This is a genomic window from Altererythrobacter chaiwopuensis (assembly GCF_054957755.1).
The window spans coordinates 252,951-272,390 of sequence record NZ_JBTXJG010000001.1 but is presented as its reverse complement, the minus strand read 5'-3'; the positions used below and the strand labels follow the sequence as shown (position 1 = coordinate 272,390).

Annotated in this window: 16 protein-coding genes; 8 read left to right on the top strand and 8 right to left on the bottom strand. The window is 62.1% G+C overall.

Annotation, left to right across the window (positions count from 1 at the left end):
- Positions 1–59: 59 nt before the first annotated feature.
- The 5 genes from prfA (at position 60) to metK (ending at position 5,838) form a co-directional block, all read left to right on the top strand.
- Positions 60–1,127: a peptide chain release factor 1 gene (gene prfA, locus ACX2DJ_RS01385; RefSeq protein ID WP_462570549.1), complete on the top strand. Its 1,068-nt coding sequence runs from the start codon at positions 60–62 to the stop codon at positions 1,125–1,127.
- Between the two features lie 109 nt (positions 1,128–1,236).
- Entirely contained in the window at positions 1,237–2,058 is an 822-nt protein-coding gene (gene prmC, locus ACX2DJ_RS01380) for a peptide chain release factor N(5)-glutamine methyltransferase (protein WP_462572521.1), read from the top strand.
- A 228-nt stretch (positions 2,059–2,286) separates the two neighbouring features.
- The gene (locus ACX2DJ_RS01375; protein WP_462570548.1) at positions 2,287–2,916 is read left to right on the top strand and encodes a DUF4167 domain-containing protein; all 630 of its coding nucleotides are present in this window, start codon (positions 2,287–2,289) and stop codon (positions 2,914–2,916) included.
- 45 nt (positions 2,917–2,961) lie between these two features.
- The gene (gene lnt, locus ACX2DJ_RS01370; RefSeq protein WP_462570547.1) at positions 2,962–4,554 is read left to right on the top strand and encodes an apolipoprotein N-acyltransferase; all 1,593 of its coding nucleotides are present in this window, start codon (positions 2,962–2,964) and stop codon (positions 4,552–4,554) included.
- A 42-nt stretch (positions 4,555–4,596) separates the two neighbouring features.
- Positions 4,597–5,838 carry a methionine adenosyltransferase gene (gene metK / locus ACX2DJ_RS01365; RefSeq protein ID WP_462570545.1) on the top strand — a complete coding sequence of 414 codons (1,242 nt, stop codon included), beginning with the start codon at positions 4,597–4,599 and terminating at the stop codon, positions 5,836–5,838.
- On the opposite strand, the gene ACX2DJ_RS01360 is transcribed toward metK, so the two are convergent.
- From ACX2DJ_RS01360 to ACX2DJ_RS01340, 5 genes are read right to left on the bottom strand one after another with little or no spacing between them, the layout of a single operon-like run.
- The gene (locus tag ACX2DJ_RS01360; RefSeq protein WP_462570544.1) at positions 5,835–6,998 is read right to left on the bottom strand and encodes a CaiB/BaiF CoA transferase family protein; all 1,164 of its coding nucleotides are present in this window, start codon (positions 6,996–6,998) and stop codon (positions 5,835–5,837) included. The genes metK and ACX2DJ_RS01360 overlap by 4 nt on opposite strands.
- A 40-nt stretch (positions 6,999–7,038) precedes the next feature.
- Positions 7,039–7,707, bottom strand: coding sequence for a ferritin-like domain-containing protein (locus ACX2DJ_RS01355; protein ID WP_462570543.1), 669 nt, complete (start codon positions 7,705–7,707; stop codon positions 7,039–7,041).
- A 53-nt stretch (positions 7,708–7,760) separates the two neighbouring features.
- A complete protein-coding gene (locus tag ACX2DJ_RS01350; protein WP_462570542.1) occupies positions 7,761–8,417 on the bottom strand; it encodes a 3-oxoacid CoA-transferase subunit B in 657 nt (218 codons plus the stop codon).
- A complete protein-coding gene (locus ACX2DJ_RS01345; protein WP_462570541.1) occupies positions 8,417–9,292 on the bottom strand; it encodes an HAD family acid phosphatase in 876 nt (291 codons plus the stop codon). Before ACX2DJ_RS01345 ends, ACX2DJ_RS01350 begins: the two co-directional genes overlap by 1 nt.
- Positions 9,292–10,014: a CoA transferase subunit A gene (locus ACX2DJ_RS01340; protein WP_462572520.1), complete on the bottom strand. Its 723-nt coding sequence runs from the start codon at positions 10,012–10,014 to the stop codon at positions 9,292–9,294. The genes ACX2DJ_RS01345 and ACX2DJ_RS01340 overlap by 1 nt, the downstream gene beginning before the upstream one ends.
- A 201-nt stretch (positions 10,015–10,215) precedes the next feature.
- On the opposite strand from ACX2DJ_RS01340, the gene ACX2DJ_RS01335 reads away from it, so the two are divergent.
- Positions 10,216–10,959: a class I SAM-dependent methyltransferase gene (locus ACX2DJ_RS01335; RefSeq protein WP_462570540.1), complete on the top strand. Its 744-nt coding sequence runs from the start codon at positions 10,216–10,218 to the stop codon at positions 10,957–10,959.
- A gap of 279 nt (positions 10,960–11,238) precedes the next feature.
- A complete protein-coding gene (locus tag ACX2DJ_RS01330; RefSeq protein WP_462570538.1) occupies positions 11,239–13,584 on the top strand; it encodes a CDC48 family AAA ATPase in 2,346 nt (781 codons plus the stop codon).
- Positions 13,585–13,613: 29 nt separating this feature from the next.
- On the opposite strand, the gene ACX2DJ_RS01325 is transcribed toward ACX2DJ_RS01330, so the two are convergent.
- Together ACX2DJ_RS01325 and polA are read right to left on the bottom strand one after the other, a co-directional pair.
- On the bottom strand, positions 13,614–14,708 hold the full coding sequence (locus ACX2DJ_RS01325; RefSeq protein WP_462570537.1) for a mechanosensitive ion channel family protein: 1,095 nt from the start codon (positions 14,706–14,708) through the stop codon (positions 13,614–13,616).
- Positions 14,709–14,772: 64 nt separating this feature from the next.
- Positions 14,773–17,604 carry a DNA polymerase I gene (polA, locus tag ACX2DJ_RS01320; RefSeq protein WP_462570536.1) on the bottom strand — a complete coding sequence of 944 codons (2,832 nt, stop codon included), beginning with the start codon at positions 17,602–17,604 and terminating at the stop codon, positions 14,773–14,775.
- 285 nt (positions 17,605–17,889) lie between these two features.
- Between polA and ACX2DJ_RS01315 the strand changes: the two genes are divergently transcribed.
- Positions 17,890–18,210, top strand: a complete 321-nt coding sequence (locus ACX2DJ_RS01315) for a hypothetical protein (RefSeq protein WP_462570535.1) — start codon at positions 17,890–17,892, stop codon at positions 18,208–18,210.
- Between the two features lie 25 nt (positions 18,211–18,235).
- Here ACX2DJ_RS01315 and ACX2DJ_RS01310 read toward each other — a convergent pair whose 3' ends face one another.
- The gene (locus ACX2DJ_RS01310; protein WP_462570534.1) at positions 18,236–19,258 is read right to left on the bottom strand and encodes a serine hydrolase; all 1,023 of its coding nucleotides are present in this window, start codon (positions 19,256–19,258) and stop codon (positions 18,236–18,238) included.
- Positions 19,259–19,440 lie beyond the last annotated feature (182 nt).

Below are 19,440 nucleotides of genomic sequence, written 5' to 3'. Positions count from 1 at the left end.
GGTCATCAAGAAGCGGGATCCCGGCTCAGGGCCGGGATGACGAATGTAGTGAGTAACCAGTGACCATACCCGCCGCCCGCCTTGACCAGATCACCCATCGCTTCGCCGAGCTTGAGGCGCGCATGGCCTCGGGCACGCTCGAGGGCGAGGCATTCGTCCAGGCGAGCCGCGACTATGCCGAGCTCGAGCCGGTGGCCAAGGCCGCGCGCGAAGTGCGGGAAATGCGCAATGAGATCGCGGGCCTCGAAGAGATGCTCGCCGACCCTGAGATGAAACAAATGGCAGAGGCGGAACTGGCGGAAATCCGCCAGAAGCTGCCTGAGGCCGAACGGCAGCTCGCCATCGCCATGCTGCCGCGTGACAGCGCCGACATGCGCCCGGCGATGCTGGAAATTCGCGCCGGCACCGGCGGCGATGAAGCCGCGCTGTTCGCGGGCGACCTTTACCGCATGTACGAACGCTATGCCACGGAGCAGGGCTGGAAGGTTGAGCCGGTCAGCATGAACGCCAGCGAAGTCGGCGGCTTCAAGGAAGTGGTCGCCAATGTGCGCGGACAGGGCGTGTTCGCCAAGCTGAAGTTCGAAGGCGGGGTCCACCGCGTCCAGCGCGTGCCGGTGACCGAAAGCGGCGGGCGCATCCACACCTCGGCGGCGACCGTGGCGGTGCTGCCCGAGCCGGACGAGGTCGATGTCCAGATCGAGGACAAGGACCTGAAGATCGACATCTACCGCGCTTCGGGCGCGGGCGGGCAGCACGTCAACACCACCGATAGCGCGGTGCGCATCACCCATCTGCCCAGCGGGCTCGTGGTGATCTGCCAGGATGAGCGCAGCCAGCACAAGAACCGCGCCAAGGCGATGCAGGTGCTGCGCGCGCGGCTCTATGAAAAAATGCGTGACGAGGCGCAGGGGGCCGAGGCCGAGGCGCGCAAGGCCATGGTCGGCTCGGGCGACCGTTCCGAACGCATCCGCACCTATAATTTCCCGCAAGGGCGCGTGACCGATCACCGCATCGGCCTGACGCTGCACAAGCTTGAGGAAGTGCTGGCTGGACCCGGACTTGGGGAGATCATCGGCGCGCTGACTGCCGAGGACGAGGCCAAGCGGCTGGCGGCGATGGATGGGTGATGGGTGTAGATATAGTGGGTGAGTTCCTGCGAAAGCAGGAACCCAGAGCCTTTGGCGCTCGGTCGGAGTGTACTGGACTCCTGCCTACGCAGGAGATCACAGGGTGACAGTGACAGTCGCCCAAGCCATCCGCGCCGCGACACGGCAGCTCTCCGGCACCAGCGACACCGCGCGGCTCGACGGCGAACTGCTGATGGCGCATGCGCTGGGGGTTTCGCGTTCCGATATGCTTTTGCGGCATATGGATGCGCCCGCGCCGCCGGAGTTTGCCGCGCTGGCAGGGCGGCGCGCGCGGCATGAACCTGTGGCCTATATCCTGGGACATGCGGAGTTTTTCGGGCGCACCTTCACGGTCACCCCCGACGTCCTTATCCCGCGCGGCGACAGTGAAACCGTGGTCGAAGCCGCGCTCGAGGCAGCGCCGCAGGAAGGCCGCGTGCTCGATCTGGGTATCGGTTCCGGCGCTTTGCTGCTGACTTTGCTGGCGGAGCGGCCCGGCCTCAAGGGGGTGGGCATCGATTTCTCGCTGGGCGCGGTAGCTGTCGCCGCGGCAAATGCGGCAATGCTGGGCGTGGCGGAGCGGGCGCAGATTTTGCACCGCGACTGGCACACAGCTGGCTGGGCCGCGGATCTGGGAAAATTCGAGCTCATCATCGCCAACCCGCCCTATGTCGAACAGGATGCCGCGCTTGAACCCGATGTGCGCGATTTCGAGCCCTCCTCGGCGCTGTTCGCGGGCCCTGACGGGCTTGATGATTACCGCCTCATCATCCCGCAATTGCGCCAGTTGTTGACAGATTCAGGTGGCGCTGTGCTCGAAATCGGTTCCACTCAGGCGGATAATATTACGCAACTCTCGCAAGAAGCAGGGTTTTGTGTTGCATTGCGCCATGACCTTGGCGGCCACCCGCGCGCCCTGGTATTGAGATAAACACTTGGCAAAGTGCATTTCGGAGTCTAGTTCCGAATCAGCTTCCGGTTCGCCAGCGTGCAAACCACAAGCAAAGCTCCGCATTTTCAGTTTTCCAGGCAGCGCAGCAACGCTCGCCAGATCATGTGGATAGGACTGCTCCGCCCTGTGGCGAAGCTCAAGCAAAGGGGTGAGATGGCCCGGTGCCGGAAACTGGCGGCGCGGCAACTCCAATGAGGATGACATTCCTTGAACAATAATCGCATTAATCGTCGCCGCGGTCGCGGCAGCCGCAATCAGAGCGGTGGCGGCAATAACGCCAACCGGATTGACAGCCGCGCAAGGGGCAACGCTCCGCAGCTGCTCGACAAGTACAAGAAGCTGGCCCAGGACGCGCAGCACAATGGTGACCGGGTGCAGATGGAATACTATCTGCAGTTTGCGGACCACTATTTCCGTGTGATCGCCGACAACAAGGCCCGCCAGGACGATGGTCGGACCAAGCGGCAGGATGAACGCTCCCAGTCGAACTACGATGATGACGATGAGGATGAGGGTGAGGATCGCCGCCGCCATCGCAAGCCGCAGCAAGATCACCGCGATGACGATGCGCCAGAGGCATCTGAAGGCAGGCGTGAGACAGAGCGCGACAGGGATGACCGATCGTTTGGGAGCGGCGGAGATTCGGATGAAGCGCGCAAGCCGCGCCGCCCGCGCCGCAAGCCGCGCGAAGAAGCAAGCAAACAGTCCGGCGAAATCGACGCTGCCGTGCTGCCGCCCGCAATTTCGGCGCGGAAGGATGGCGAAGAAGCACCCAAGCCGCGCCGCCGCCGCAAGATTAGCGACAATAGCGATGACGGCGTGCAAGCCGTCGGTTAACCCGCCGGGGGCCGAACCAGCGCAACCAGGAAGCCAGGTCGCAGCATGAGCGATAAAGTCGTCAGGCTGTGGCAATGGTTATTGGCGCATCCGCGCTGGGCCGCGGCCCTGTTCGGCGCAGTTGGAGCGACGGGATACCCGCCGCTGGGCCTATGGCCGATTGGCTTGTTCGCGCTGGCGCTGTTCATCGCGTTACTCCGCAAAGCCCCAAGCTGGAAATCGGCTGCGCTGCTGGGATGGCTGTTTGGCCTGTCGCATCTGACCGTCGCGAATAGCTGGATCGCGACCGCCTTTACATTTCAGGTGGAAATGCCGCCAATCCTCGGCTGGTTCGCGGTGCCGCTGGTGTGCCTCTATCTCGCTATCTATCCGGCTCTGGCGGCGCTCGCAGCGCATCTGGCAGGGCGCAATGCAGCAATCCTGCCATTTTCGGCGCTTTTCGCCGCGGTCTGGATCGCCACCGAATGGCTGCGCAGCTGGGTCTTCACCGGATATCCCTGGCCGCCGCTGGGATTGATGCTGCTGGGTGATTTTGACAGCCCGGGCATCGCGCTGCTGCTGCCGTGGCTGGGCACCTATGCGCTTTCCGGCCTGGCGATATTGATCGCGGGGTTGGCGATTTTTACGGTCGAGCGCAGCAGCATTCTTGGGCAAGCGGTGCTTGCGGCTGCATTGGTGGCCGCGATGAATGTTCCGCTTGGAGGCATTTCCAATGCCGAAGGGACGATCCGCTATGCCCTTATCCAGCCGCTGATCCCGCAGGAAGAGCGTGAGGATCCGACCAGGTTCGAAGAACAGTTCATCCGCACCGCGCAACTGACCATGCCAGGCAACGAGCAGGAACGGCTGGTACTGTGGCCCGAAGCGGCGATCCCTGACTATCTCGAGGATGGCTATCCGCAGCGTTACTACAGCGCGCGCACCGCCGGCGCCGATCCCGGTTTTGCGCGTCAAAGGATCGGGGCGCTGATCGGCGAAAAGTCGGTGCTGCTCACCGGCCTGGCCCATCTCGATATGGGTCAGGCGGGCGGCATTGTCCGGGCCGTTAGCGCGCGCAATTCCGTGAGCGCGATCGATGGCGAGGGGCGTATTTTCGCCAATTACGCCAAGGCGCATCTGGTGCCTTACGGCGAATATCTGCCGATGCGTCCGATTCTGGAGCCGCTGGGCCTGTCGCGGTTGGTGCCGGGATCTATCGACTATCTGCCGGGGCCGGGCCCGCAAACTATCGACCTTGGCAAGTTCGGGGATGCCGGAATCCAGATATGCTATGAAATCGTGTTCTCCGGCCAGGTGGTCGACCGCACGAACCGGCCAGACTATATCTTCAATCCCTCGAATGATGGCTGGTTCGGAAGCTGGGGGCCGCCGCAGCATCTTGCGCAGGCAAGAATGCGTGCGATCGAAGAGGGTTTGCCGGTGCTGCGCTCCACCACCACAGGGATCAGCGCGGTGATTGATGCCAACGGCGTGGTGCGCCAGCATGTGGAAAGCGGAGTTGCCGGAAGGCTTGATGGGATGATTCCCGCGCCGCACGCTGCAACCCTGTTCGCAAAGCTGGGGAATTTCCTGCCGATCGGGTGGGCCATGCTGTTATTGGCAGCATCTCTGGTTGCCATGCGCCGCCGCCGCGTCTAGGAGCCGGTTTTACACATAAAGAACTCTTTATATCGAGGTAGCATGCGCAGCGAATACCTGTTCACTTCCGAAAGCGTTTCCGAAGGGCATCCAGACAAGGTTTCCGATCAGATTTCGGATGCCGTCGTTGACTTGATGCTGGCGAAGGACCCTGAAGCCCGCGTCGCTTGCGAAACCATGACGACGACCCAGCGCGTCATCCTGTCGGGCGAAATCCGGTGCGCGCCGATGTATGACGAGAACAATGAAGAGTGGGCGGTCAATGGCGGATGGGCTCCCGGCGCCAAGGAAGAGATCGAACAGGCTGTCCGCAGCACTGTGCGCGAGATCGGCTATGAACAGAAAGGCTTCCACTGGAAGTCGCTGACCTTCGAGAACCACTTGCACGGCCAGTCCGCGCATATCGCGCAAGGGGTTGATGCCGGCAAGGATGGGTCGAACAAGGATGAAGGCGCGGGCGACCAGGGTATCATGTTCGGCTTCGCCTGCGACGAAACGCCTGATCTGATGCCCGCGACGCTGGACTACAGCCACAAGATCCTGCAGCGACTTGCCGCTGACCGCCATTCCGGTGCGGCGCCCTTCCTGGAACCCGACGCAAAGAGCCAGGTTACGTTGCGCTACAAGGATGGCAAGCCGGTCGCCTGCACCGCTCTGGTGGTGAGCACCCAGCATGCAGAGGGCTATGACCAGGGCGAGAAAGAGGCCGAACTCAAAGCCTATGTGAAGCGCGTCGTGGCCGAAATCCTGCCCGAAGGCTTCCTGACCGACGAGACCATGTGGCACATCAATCCCACCGGCAGCTTTGTGATCGGCGGGCCGGATGGCGATGCAGGGCTGACCGGCCGCAAGATCATCGTCGATACCTATGGCGGCGCAGCGCCGCATGGCGGCGGCGCGTTCAGCGGCAAGGATCCGACCAAGGTTGATCGCTCTGCCGCCTATATCACGCGCTATCTGGCGAAAAATGTGGTCGCGGCGGGTCTGGCCACGCGCTGCACGATCCAGATCGCCTATGCCATCGGCGTGTCGCAGCCGCTGTCGCTCTATGTCGATACGCATGGCACGGGGACAGTGGGTGACGACCGGCTTGAGGCGGCGATCAAGTCGATCGCGAAGCTTGGCGGCCTTACACCGCGCGCGATCCGCACGCACCTGGGCCTCAACAAGCCGATCTATCGCAAGAGCGCGGCCTATGGCCATTTCGGCCGCAAGCCCGATGGCGATTATTTCCCCTGGGAACGCACCGATCTGGTCGATGATCTCAAGGCTGCGCTGGCCTAATCCAGATCGCCCTGGTCCTCGCCCAGCCTGGGCGAGGGCCGGTCAAGCGCCAGCTCTGCACCGGAGAAGGTGAACGGGCTGCGCACGCCTGGCAGTCCATCGAGTTCGATCTGCAAGCCGCGGGCGACCACCTGCGGATCGGCAAAGACCTGATCGATGGTGTGGATCGGCCCGGCCGGGATGCCGTGCGCGTGGCACTGTTCGAGCAGCCATTGGCGTGTGTGCTGGCCAGTTTCCGCTGCGATCATGGCATCGAGTGCGCCCCGGTTGGCGATTCGAGCCTCGTTGCTGGCGAAGCGCGCGTCACCTAGCAGATCGTCGCGCCCGAGCACGTGCAGCAGTTTGCGAAACAGCCCGTCATTGGCGGGGGCAAGGATGATCGGATCGTCCAGCGTCGGGAAAACGCCATAGGCGCTGACCTGCGCATGTTCATTGCCCATGCGCGGCGGATTGGTGCCGGTCGTCAGGTAATGCAGCGCCTGGCTCGCGAGCAGTGCGACCGAACAATCGAGCAGTGCCATGTCGACATGCTGGCCTGTTCCGGTTCGCTCGCGCATGGTCAGCGCCGCCTGGATGCCGATCACTGCATAGAGGCCGCAGACGAGATCGGAGATCGAAATGCCCATCTTCATCGGCGCGCCGTCAGGCTCGCCGGTCAGTGCCATGAAGCCGCTCATGGCCTGGATCACGAAATCGTACCCCGCTTCGTGCGCACGCGGCCCGGTCTGACCGAAGCCGGTGATCGAACAATAGACGAGGCCGGGGTTGGCGCGGGCCAGCGCCGAATAGTCGAGCCCGAACTTCGCCAGCGAACCGGTCTTGAAATTCTCCACCACGACATCGGCATCGGCGATCAGGTGCTTGACCCGGTCCAGATCCTGCGGGTTTCCGAAATCCGCCACGATCCCGCGTTTGCCCCGGTTGCAGGCGTGGTAATAGGCCGCCTCGCGCAGCGCTTCGCCGCCAGGCCCGGCGCGTTCGACCCAGGGCGGGCCCCATTGCCGCGTGCCGTCGCCGTCAGGGCTTTCGACCTTGATTACATCGGCGCCAAGATCAGCAAGGATCTGCCCGACCCAGGGACCGGCCAGAACCCGGGCAAGCTCGACAACCTTGAGCCCGGCCAGTGGGACGTGGGGATTGCGGGGTTCATTCAGCCACATGACCGCGCTGCTGCGGCAGCGGGCGAGCAAGGTCAAGCTCTCACATGGCGTAAGCCGCCGGATTCTCGTCCGGCCAGGCAGCGAGGCGCGGTGAATGCCGATTGAGGAAGACGGAGGGTAATTTCGCCAGCATCAGCGATTTGTGAATCCAGAAATCGGTCCATAACTCGCGCCAGCGCGGCCGCGGGCGGCGACCATTGGCCCGTAGCCAGGCTTCATAGGGCATCCAATGGCTGGGTTCGTCACGCTCGACCACCTTGAAAATGCTGGTCATTCCCCGGTCTGACAGGACGTGCCGGTTCCTGAGCAGGATTTCGACCTGACTCATGCCCCGCTGTTCGGTGATCATGATCACCCGGCACAATTTCTCGAACGCGTCAGTGTCGGTCACCACGCCGTCAGTGTCCAGATCCTCGATCGTGCAGCCGAACACGCTTTCGATGAAATGGTCGATATGCCCGCAGGTGCGATCGACCTTGAGCGGCATTCGGCCCTGCAGTTCGAACCAGCGGCGGAACATGCGATAATGCTTTTCTTCGTCCGCGCGGTGCTTTTCGACTGCGCCGATGAAGCCGGTGTCTTCGGGGCAGCGTGCACGCACCGCCTCCAGCACCCGGTCGAGCGAGGTGTAGCCGCGATGTTCGTTATAGATGTAGATTGACGCGAGGACGTCGAGAAAACGGGCACGAAAGGCGGCGTGCAAACCCATGCGCTTTTATTGCACGTGCACGCGAGTCGCACCAAATTCCGTCATCAGGGTCTCTAAAGCGCCACTTCGTATCTGGCGGTGGTGCTTGCGGCCACTTCGTCTGCAGTAATGCCGGGCGCCAGCTCGATCAGCTGGAACGGGCTGGAATGGTCCTTGCGCCTGAATACGGCGAGATTGGTGATCACCATGTCAACCACATTGGTGCCCGTCAGCGGCAGTGTACAGGATGGGATGAACTTGGGGCTGCCATCCTTGCTGGTTTGGTCCATCACCACGATGATCTTCTTGACCCCGGCGACGAGGTCCATCGCGCCGCCCATGCCCTTGATCATCTTGCCCGGGATCATCCAGTTGGCGATGTCGCCATTCTCGGCCACTTCCATCGCGCCCAGAACCGTCAGGTCGATATGTCCGCCGCGGATCATCCCGAAGCTGGTGGCGCTGTCGAAATAGGCCGAATGCGGCAATTCGCTGATGGTCTGCTTGCCGGCATTGATCAGGTCGGCATCGACCTCGTCGTCATAGGGGAAGGGCCCGATACCCAGCATGCCGTTCTCGCTCTGCAGCGTCACCAGCATCCCTTCGGGGATGTGGTTGGCGACCAGCGTGGGGATGCCGATGCCGAGATTGACGTAATATCCGTCCTCGAGTTCGCGTGCCGCACGGGCGGCCATCTGGTCGCGGGTCCAGCCGCTGGTTGCCTCGGCCATCAATTCGGCTCCCATTCGCTGCCAGTGGTGAAGGTGTCGTCCCAGCTCAGGCTTTCCCATGGGCCATAGACGGGATTCGGGAACAGGAACCAGCCATTGTCCCACAGCGCGCTCGCTGCAGGGCCGGTCGCCAGTTTCATGCGGCTGGCGGCGGGCAGGCTGCGCTCGTTGAACTGTTGGCTGAAATCTCCGAGCTGGTCGCCGGCCATGATGATAACGCAATATCTCGACGCGATAGTGGCGCGGCGCAGATCCTTGCTCGATCCGCCAGCATCGTCGCCGCGCAGGAACAATGTCTCCCCATGCCTGAACTCGCCCAGCCCGGCAGCGCGCAGCGTATCCTCGCTGCCTTTGGCATTGGCGGCGCTGCGGTTGGTGTTGGCGATGACGGTGATGCCTGCGCCGCGCAGGGCGTTCACCAGCTCGACACTGCCGGGCATCGCCGCGGCCTTGCCCGCGCCGGTCTTTTCCCACTGGTCCCAGATTTTGGGATCGAACGAGATACCCCGCTGCGCAATCCAGCGCATCGAACCGAGGTTCCAGATCAGCGTCTCATCGGCATCGAAGATAGCGGCATAGGGCTTGTCACCGCAGGGCTCGAAGCGCGGGGCATCCATGCTGGCTTCGGCCGTCAGGATAACACTGTCCTGTGGCCGCTGCGTGATACGCAAGGCCGCAAAGTCGGCGATGCGGGTGTAGGTTGCACGCACCGCGATTGCGGCTTCGGCAGAGCCATAGAGATATTGCAGCGGCGCTGGCGGCGTTGCGGCTTCACTGGTTTGAGCCGGAGGTGGAGGTGAAACCGCCATCGGCTCGCCTTGCGCGCTCGCGCAGCCAGCCAGAAGCAGGCCAAGCGTCAATGTCAAGGCGCGCATCACGCCGTCTCCCTCTCGCGAACCGTGCGGAACTCGATCTTCTTGTCGTAAGGCGCACCCAGGATCATGCGGTTCACGAACACGCCGGGCAAATGGATGCAATCGGGATCGAGGCTGCCGGCGGGTACGATCTCTTCCACTTCGGCCACGCATACCTTGCCGCAGGTTGCAGCGGGCTGGTTGAAGTTGCGCGCGGTCTTGCGGAACATCAGGTTCCCCGTTTCGTCTGCCTTCCACGCCTTGACGATCGCGAGATCGGCAAAAATGCCGTGCTCGAGAATATAGGTTTCCATCACCCCGTCGCGATTGGGGAATTCCTTATGTTCCTTGCCCTCGGCCACCTGGGTGCCGACGCCGGTTTTGGTGTAGAAGCCGGGAATGCCCGCACCGCCTGCGCGCATGCGCTCTGCCAGCGTGCCTTGCGGGCAGAATTCAACTTCGAGCTCGCCGGAGAGGAATTGCCGCTCGAACTCCTTGTTCTCCCCGACATAGGAACTGATCATCTTCTTCACCTGGCGCGTGCGCAGCAGCTTGCCGATCCCTTCATTGTCGATCCCGGCATTGTTGCTGGCAAAGGTGAGGCCTTTGACCCCGCTGTCTCGGATCGCGTCAAGCAGTCGTTCGGGAATGCCGCACAGGCCGAAGCCTCCCGCTGCGATCATCATGTTATCATGCAGCAAACCCTCAAGGGCGGCGGCGGCATCTGGAAATTGTTTCTGCATCGGCTCCTCGTGGAGGCAGGGAGAGATGCGCGCCGCATAGCGTGTCACCGGGTGACTGTCATCCGCTGACTTGAGCAGGCGCGCCAATGCTCTCCATCGCCGGTCGAATATCTCCGGGGGTTGGTCGAGCACGGATTGTGCAGGTTCTCGCCAAGGACGAAGCAAGGGCAACGATGTTGTGAGTTTGAATAGGGGGAAGAGATGCTGCGCAAATCGCTATATGCTGCTGTTGCCGGTCTGGCTTTGGTGCAGGCCGCACCGCTGCTCGCCGACGAGGCGCAAGATGCCGTGTCGGCAACGAGCCGGACGGACGCCGATCGAGAGCTTGACGCAGGCCGCAGGCCGGTGGAAATCTTGCGCTTCGCTGGCATTGAGCCTGGCGCATCCGTGGCCGATTTCATGGCCGGCGGCGGCTATTACTCGGCCATGATTGCCGATATGGTGGGCAAACGAGGGGTCGTCTATGCGATCAATCCGGTCCGCTTCCATGATCCGGCGGAGTGGGAACGGCGATTGGCCGCGCATAGCAATATCCGTGTCATGCCGGTCCACCCCAGATCGATGCTGCTCGCGCCTGGCAGCGTTGACATGATCTTCACGCATCTCACCTTCCATGACCTCTATTGGGAATCCGAACGGTTCGAGTTTCCGCGGCTGGACGAGGAAATGGTGCTGGCCAACTGGTTCGCCGCGCTGAAGCCGGGCGGCCATGTGATCGTTGCAGACCACGTGGGGCCAACTGGTTCGCCGCGCGAAGTGACTCAGGCATTGCATCGGATCGCGCCGGATACGGTTGTCTCGGCCATGACCAGGGCCGGATTCGAGCTGGTGGCGCAATCGGATATGTTGCAGCGCAGCGAAGATGATCACTCGCTCAATGTGTTCGACGAAGCCATCCGCGGGAAGACAGATAGATTTTTAATGAAATTTCAGAAGCTTAATTAGGAACACAAACCACAGGTTGCATTTCACGCAACAGACAATGTTCTTTTCGCACTTGCACAAAAACGCATTCCGCCGCACTTAGAGCCTGCCTTTCAGGCATCCTCTCCCAAAGACTTTCAGGCCCGGCCGTCATGGTCGGGCCTTTTTCTTTTGGCCCGCCCGACCAGGTGCTGCGGGGCTGATCGGGCGGCCGCGCAGCGAACAAAGTTTGCACATCGGGTTCAGGCTTCCTAGCTTACATTCTTCTACTATTCCCCGCTGCGGACGGAGAGATTTCCCATGGCTGATGCCGATGCCCCTTCGAAAAAGGTCAGCAAGGAAGCTGCGACCGTGCGCCTTCAGGTTGCAGCTGCGCGGCAAGAGGAATCGGGGCAGGGCATCGCGCGCATGCCGCGATCGGCCTTTCAGGCGCTTGGCATCACCGAGGGCGATGTGATCGAGATTACCGGCAAGCGTAGCACACCGGCGATTGCCATGGCAGCTTATGACGAAGACGAAGCGCTGGACGTGGTGCGGCTTGACGGCTTGCAGCGCGGCAATGCCCAGGTTGGCTCGGGCGAGCATGTGACCATTGCAGTGGCCCAGTCACGCCCGGCGACCCGCGTGGTTTTCGCCCCGGCGCAGCGCGAAATGCGGCTGCAGGGGCCGGGCCAGGCGTTGAAGCGCAACTTCTTCCGCCGCCCGGTCCTGGCGGGTGACCTGGTTGCGACCACCGGCCAGCAACCGGTGCAGAATATGCCCCCCGATGTGCGCCAGCTGCTGCGTGCGCCCGCATATGCATTGACGCAAATCCGCCTTTCGGTGGTGTCGACCGCGCCCAAAGGCATCGTGCATATCGACGAGAACACCGAGGTTGAACTGCGCGCCGAATTCGAGGAGCCGCGCGATGGGCGCGCGGTTGTCAATTATGACGATGTCGGCGGCATGGGGGATACCATCCAGCAATTGCGCGAGATGGTGGAACTGCCGCTGCGTTATCCCGAATTGTTTACCCGGCTGGGCGTTGATCCGCCCAAGGGCGTGCTGCTGCACGGCCCGCCGGGGACTGGCAAGACCCGTTTGGCGCAGGCTGTCGCCAATGAAAGCGATGCCGAATTCTTTACCATCAACGGGCCTGAGATCATGGGTTCGGCCTATGGCGAAAGCGAAAAGCGGCTTCGCGAAGTGTTCGAGGAAGCGGCGCGTTCCGCACCTTCGATCATCTTCATTGACGAAATCGATTCGATCGCGCCCAAGCGCACCCAGGTGACGGGCGAAGCGGAAAAGCGGCTGGTGGCGCAGCTACTGACACTGATGGACGGGCTGCAATCCCGCGCCAACCTGGTCGTGATTGCTGCCACCAACCGGCCCGATGCGATCGACGAGGCGCTGCGGCGACCGGGCCGGTTCGACCGTGAAATCGTGTTGGGCGTGCCCGACGAAATGGGCCGGCGCGAGATCCTCAGCATCCACACTCGCGGAATGCCGCTGGGTGAAAAGGTTGATCTCAAGGAGCTGGCGCGGGTCACGCATGGTTTCGTCGGTGCGGATATCGCTGCGCTGGCGCGCGAAGCCGCGATCGATGCGGTGCGCCGGATCATGCCCAGGCTCGACCTTGATGAGCGTACCATTCCGCCTGAAGTGCTTGAGGATCTGTGCGTCGAGCGCGACGATTTCCTTTCGGCACTCAAGCGCATCCAGCCATCCGCGATGCGCGAAGTCATGGTGCAGATGCCCAATGTCTCCTGGAGCGACATCGGCGGGGTGCAAGACGCGATCGACAAGCTCAAGGAAGGTATCGAGCTGCCGCTCAAGAACCGGGATGCCTTCACGCGGCTGGGCATTCGCCCGGCCAAGGGCTTCCTGCTCTTTGGCCCGCCTGGCACCGGCAAGACCTTGCTGGCCAAAGCGGTAGCGAAAGAGGCTGAAGCCAACTTCATCTCGATGAAGAGCTCTGATCTGCTCAGCAAATGGTATGGCGAAAGCGAGCAGCAGATCGCGCGCATGTTCCAACGCGCGCGGTCGGTGGCGCCTTGCGTGATCTTCATTGACGAGATCGACAGCCTGGTGCCTGCGCGCGGCAGCGGGCAGGGCGAGCCGCAGGTGACCGGGCGCGTGGTCAACACCATCCTGGCGGAAATGGACGGGCTGGAGGAATTGCAATCGGTGGTGGTGATCGGCGCGACCAACCGGCCCGCGCTGGTCGATCCGGCGCTGCTGCGGCCGGGCCGGTTTGACGAGCTGGTTTATGTCGGCACGCCCGACAAGGGAGGCCGTAAGCACATCCTTGAAATCCACACCAAGGCCATGCCGCTGGCGAGCGATGTCGACCTGGACGATATCGCAGCCAAGACAGAGCGCTTCACCGGGGCTGATCTGGAGGACGTCGTCCGGCGCGCTGGAATGAGCGCGATGCGCCGGGTTGGCGACGAGGTGAGCGAAGTTGCGGCACAGGACTTTGCCGAAGCGCTGAAGGATTCGCGCGCGACGGTGACCGAGCAGATGGAAGAGGAATATCGCAACATGCGCGGCGAATTGAAGAAACGAGCAGCTGAAATCCACCCGATCGGCTTCATCCACGAAGGCATGTTGGAGCCGGTCCGCGATCGCAAGCATGGCGGGCCGGAGGAAACCGGGATCGAATAGCGGCGACTAGCCGCGCCAGCCCGGTGGCGTCAGCCGCCAGGGGCGGCGGCTTCGCCCGCCTTGCTATGGCCGCCAGGCAGCTCGAGCCGGTGACGGATCAGCGCCTCGGGCTGGTTCTCGCGCAGCCACTTGAGCATGTGTTCGCGCAGGTCGCAGCGGAGCTGCCACAGATCGCCGATCGTCTGCGCACTGACGGACAGCCGCAGCTCGATGCTCTCGGGATAGGCTTCAGTCATCAAGAGCGCCATGTTGCGGCCGTCGAACAATTCATGCGCCTTGACGAAGCGCTCGAATTCGGTGCGGATCGGTTCGACATCGGTGATCGGATCGAGATGCAGCATTACCGGCCCGGTCAGCCTTTCGCTCTTGCGCGACCAATTCTCAAAGCTCTCATCGATAAATCGACTGGTCGGCACCAGCAGAACGCGCTCGTCCCAGGTCCGCACCGTGATGAAACTCATGCGGATTTCCTCGACCCGTCCGACCTGGCCATCAACCTTGACGAGATCGCCGATCCGCAAAGGCTCTGTCAGGGCCATTTGCAGGCCTGCTATCAGCGATTTGAGCGCGGGCTGCGCTGCTGCGCCCACTGCCAGTGCGGCAAGCCCGGCCGAGGCCAGCAGCGTGGTGCCGATATCGCGCACGCCGGGTATGCCCATCAACATCAGGCCGACCGTGATAAATATGATGCCGAATGTGGCGGTGCGCGAAAGGATCGCGATGCGGGTGCGGCGGCTGCGCATGGCCACCGGATCTTCGGAAATCTCCAGCCGGTATTCGAGCGCGGCAGTAAAGGCCTTGACCAGCGTAAAGACAATCCAGCCGAGCAGCGCGGGGCGGACGAAGCGCGCGATCGGCTCCCAGATCCCTTGCAGCTGCGGATCTGCCTGGGCGACAACGGTCACGCCGATCGCGATGAATGCCCATTTGACCGGGCGGCGGACGCGCTCCACCACCATTTCGTCAACCTTGGTTTCCGAAAACCGGGTCAGGCGCGCGACCACCGAGAAGACGAGCCGGTAAAGAGCATAGGCGATTGCTACGGCCACGAGTACCGAGATCGCCGTGACCATCACCTGGTCCCAGGCGATCCGCCAGTTGTCTGGATTGAATTGTTCAAGCATCACGCCTCACCTATGCGGGAAGCGCTTGGCTTTCAAGGCGAAGGCTGGCGGCGCAGTCGCGGCGCTAATGCGCGGCGTCCCAGCTCAGGCCTGTTCCGATGTCGATGCCAAGCGGAACGTCGAGCTTGACCGAAGGGCTGGCCGCTTCCGCCATAACCCGTTCGATCACTGGCGAGGCGGCCGCTACGTCGGCTTCGGGCAGTTCGAATACCAGCTCGTCATGCACCTGCAGCAGCATGCGGACATGCCCCAGCCCGGCATCTGCGAGAGCGGGCATCATCCGCGCCATCGCCCGCTTGATGATATCGGCGCTAGTGCCCTGGAGCGGTGCGTTGATCGCCGCGCGTTCGCTGCCTTGCCGCTCGGCCTGGTTCTTTGAATTGATCCGCGGAAACCAGGTTTTTCGGCCAAACAGGGTCTGCGAATATCCGCGCTCACGCACTGTTTCGAGCGTGGAATGGATATAGGCCTGGATGCCGGGAAAACGCTGAAAATAGGTATCGATCATGGCCTGCGCTTCGTCGGGCTCGACTTCCAGCCTTCCCGCCAGGCCCCAGCGCGAGATTCCATACAGGATCGCGAAGTTGATGGTTTTTGCGCGCGCGCGCGTATCGCGCGTCACCTCGCCGAACATCTCGCGCGCGGTTCGGGCATGGATATCCTCACCATTGGCGAAGGCTTCCTTCAGGGTTGGCACATCGGCCATATGCGCCGCCAGCCGCAGTTCGATCTGCGAATAATCTGCTGCCAGCAACACGTTGCCCTCTTCGGGCACAAATGCTTCGCGAATCTGTCGCCCGATTGCGGTGCGCACCGGGATGTTCTGCAGATTGGGATCGGTCGAGGAAAGCCGCCCGGTCTGTGCGCCGACCAGGCTGTAACTGGTGTGCACCCGCCCGGTTTCGGGATTGATCGCTTCCTGCAGGGCGTCGGTATAGGTTGACTTGAGCTTGGTCATATGGCGCCACTCGAGCACCTGCCTGGCGATTTCCGCGCCCTCTGCCGCTAGTTTTTCCAGCACCGATACGTCGGTCGAATACTGGCCGCTCTTGCCCTTCCTGCCGCCCTTGTAACCCAGCTTGTCGAACAGGATGTCGCCCAGCTGCTTGGGGCTGCCAACGGTGAATTCCTCGCCTGCTAGCTGGTGGATCTGCTTCTCCAGCCGCGCGGTCTCCTTGGCGAATTCCTCTGACAGCCTGGCCAGCCGCGCGCGGTCAACCCTGATCCCGTGCCGCTCCATTTGCGCCACCACCGGGATCAGCGGACGGTCGACCCGTTCGTAAACCCGCGTTGCGCCCTCTTCGGCAAGGCGCGGCTTTAGCAACTGGTGCAGCCGCCAGGTCACGTCCGCATCCTCGGCGGCATATTCGGTTGCCTTGTCCAGCGGCACTTCGCCAAACGGGATCTGCTTCTTCCCGGTGCCGCACACATCCTTGAAGGCGATCGGAGTGTGGCCCAGATGGCGCTGTGAAAGTTCGTCCATCCCGTGGCCGCCCATCCCGTTCTCGGATCGGCCTGCATCGAGTGCAAAGCTCAGGACCATGGTGTCATCCACCGGGCTGACCTGGATGCCGTAGCGGGCGAGCACATTGATATCGTATTTGATGTTCTGCCCGATCTTCAGCACGGCCTCGTCTTCCAGCAGCGGCTTGAGTGCGGTGATCGCGGCATCGCGATCCACCTGATCCGGTTTTTCGGCAAACATATCGCTGCCGCCGTGTGCAAGCGGGATGTAGCAGGCATCATTGGGCCCCAGTGCCAGGCTGACGCCCACCAGATCGGCCTGCATGGCATCGAGGCTGCTGGTTTCGGTGTCCACCGCCACCAGCCGCGCGGCAGTGGCGCGTTCGATCCAGGCTTGCAGCCGCTCCACGTTTTGAACGGTTTCATACAGGCTGCGATCAATGGCTGGCATTTCAGGCAGTGGCTGGCGATTGCCTGCGATACTGCCGGCATCGCCACCGGTTTCCTGTTTGGGCGGGTTGAGATCGGTCGCGCGCGAAGGGCTGCCCGCGCCATTGCCGAGCCGCCTCAGCAGCGAGGTGAAGCCATGTTTTTCAAGGAAAGCGGCGAGTGGTTCGGGCGGAACACCGTCGAGTTCGAATTCCTCGAGCGGCTGGGGAAGATCACAGTCCTGCCTGAGTTCGACCAGCACCCGGCTGAGCTCGGCATTGGCGCGGTGTTCGATCAGCCGTTCCTTGAGCTTGGACGCCTTCATTTCGCTTGCTGAATCCAGTGCCGCCGTCAGCGAGCCATGTTCGGCGATCAATTTGCTCGCGGTCTTTGGCCCGATCCCGAAGATGCCAGGGATATTGTCGACGCTGTCGCCCATCAGCGCGAGCACATCGCCGACCAGCTCGGGCCTCACGCCGAACTTTTCTTCCACCTCTTCGATGTAGATGCGCTGGCTCTTCATCGTATCGAGCATGTCGATCCGCGCACCATCTTTCTCGCCGATCAGTTGCATCAAGTCCTTGTCGGAAGAAACGATGGTAACGTCCCACCCGCGCGCCTGTGCAGCGCGGGCATAGGATGCGATCAGATCGTCAGCCTCAAGCCCCGATTCCTCGATGCAGGGCAGGCTGAAAGCGCGGGTTGCGTCGCGAATCAGCGGAAATTGCGGCACCAGATCTTCGGGGGCAGGCGGCCGGTTCGCCTTGTATTCAGGGTAAATCTCGTTGCGGAAACTCTTTGAATCCTTGTCGAGGATTACCGCGAGGTGCGTGGGCCCTTCGGCCTTGTCCAGATCCTCGGCGAGCTTCCACAGCATGGTGGTATAGCCGTAAACCGCGCCCACAGGTGTGCCTTGCGGATCGGTTAGCGGCGGGAGCCGATGATAGGCCCGGAAAATATATGAAGACCCGTCGACGAGATAGAGGTGCTTATGTTCGGCCATGTGAGCTTGCTAGCAGTGCGCAGCGGCGCTGGTAAGCCGCTTTGCAAGCGATGTGCGCATGTCTGTTAGCGCCGGATAAGGCGGTTAGGGGGCGGGTTGAAATGAGGCCGAAAAATGGCAGATACAATCGAATTCACTTGCACTGCCACAAAGTCGCCATTATTTAGCGCGCTTGAAGCGAGCCCAGCGGCCCGCTTTGTGCGGGGCCAATGTTAATTTGCCGCGCAGAATCACTCGCTGATCAAGGAATTGAACTTATGCGTAAAATCGTTCTTGCTGCCGCTGTTGCAGTTTCTGCTCTGGGCCTCGCTGCTTGCTCGGAAACCGCTGACGAAGCTGGCGAAACCGCTGACGCGATGGCTGCTGACGCCGAAGCAAATGCTGACGCCGCTGCTGATGCGGCCGCTGAAGCTGCTGATTCGGCTGCTGACGCTGCTGCTGAAGCAACTGACGCCGTTGAAGGCGCTGCCGAAGAAGCTGCTGCTGAAGCGGAAGAAGTTGCCGAGTAATTTATCGGCAGAATCGATTTTTCGATTTGCGGAAGGGCGGTACCGGAAGGTGCCGCCCTTTTCGTTTGCCTACGTGAGGGCGGGCAGACTGTTGTGATTTGGTGGCCTGCCGCCCCCTGATCCTAGCCGCCGGTGTGTTCGGCGTTCGTCCAGACGGGCCCACGCTTGCCTGCACGTGAAGCGAAGCCATCATAGAGCTCGCGGGCAATGGCCGCTATGCGCTCTTCGCGCGCCAGCCGTGAGCCCTGTCCGGTGACATAGATCGCAACCGCAATGGCGCGGCCATTCGGTCCTTCGATAATGCCGATATCGCTGGAGGTATTGTTGAGCGATCCGGTTTTATGGCTCACCGTCACACCCATTGGCATCAGTGCGGGGATGCGGCGTTTGCCGGTGCGGGTCTTGGACATTGCATCGAGCAGCACGGCACGGCTCTCTGCCGAAAGAAACTTTCCCTGATAAAGCCCCTTGAGCAGCTCCAGCATGGCACGCGGCGTAGCTGCATCGCGCTTGTCGATATGTGAGGCCGGATCAAACTCGCCATCGTCGCGCACCAGGGTCGCGATGTCGCGGTTGATGCTGAAGTCCTTTATGCCCTGACGTCTCACCCAGTCATTGACCTTGGACGGACCGCCAACCACCGCCAGCAAGGCATCGGTGGCCGGATTGCTCGAGCGGCTGATCATGATTTCGATAAGTTGGTGGGCGGGCATATACTCCCCCGCCCGCACCGGCGCGACAGGAGAGGAAAATCTGGCAGACCTGAGCGGCATCATCAGCGGAAATTCGCTGGTCAGGGAGTATTTCCCCTGCTCGACCATTTCCAGGAAGGTTGCCGCCACAGCAATCTTGCTGGTTGACGCCATGGGGAACAATTGATTGTCCAGCACGCCAATCTCTTCGCCAGTGGCGAGGTCAAGCGCGGCAACTCCGATCCGCCCCTTGCTTCCATCCGCTAGCTGCGCAATGCGCCGCTCGAAAGAAGTCTCGTAAATCGCATCGAAGGTTTGCGGTGCGCGCAGCTCGGTCCCGAAGGTCCGGTCGAATTGCGCTTCGAGGTCGCTGCTCTGCGCAGAGGCCGGCGCCGCCGCCAGGCCGATCCCCGCCAGCACTCCCGTCAATATCGTTGCGAATGGCTTGATCATGCACATGCCCCTAACCCGAATGTGGTTAGGGAGGGATTAACGCCCTGCGAATCCCCAGTTCAACCCCAAATCCTGCAAGCTGCGATGAAAAGTTCCCGTCATACGTCGGAATTGGTGCAGCGGCGGATGGATCAGGCTTCGAGGCTCGCTTTTTCAAGTGATTGGGTCAGGCAGGCTCGCCC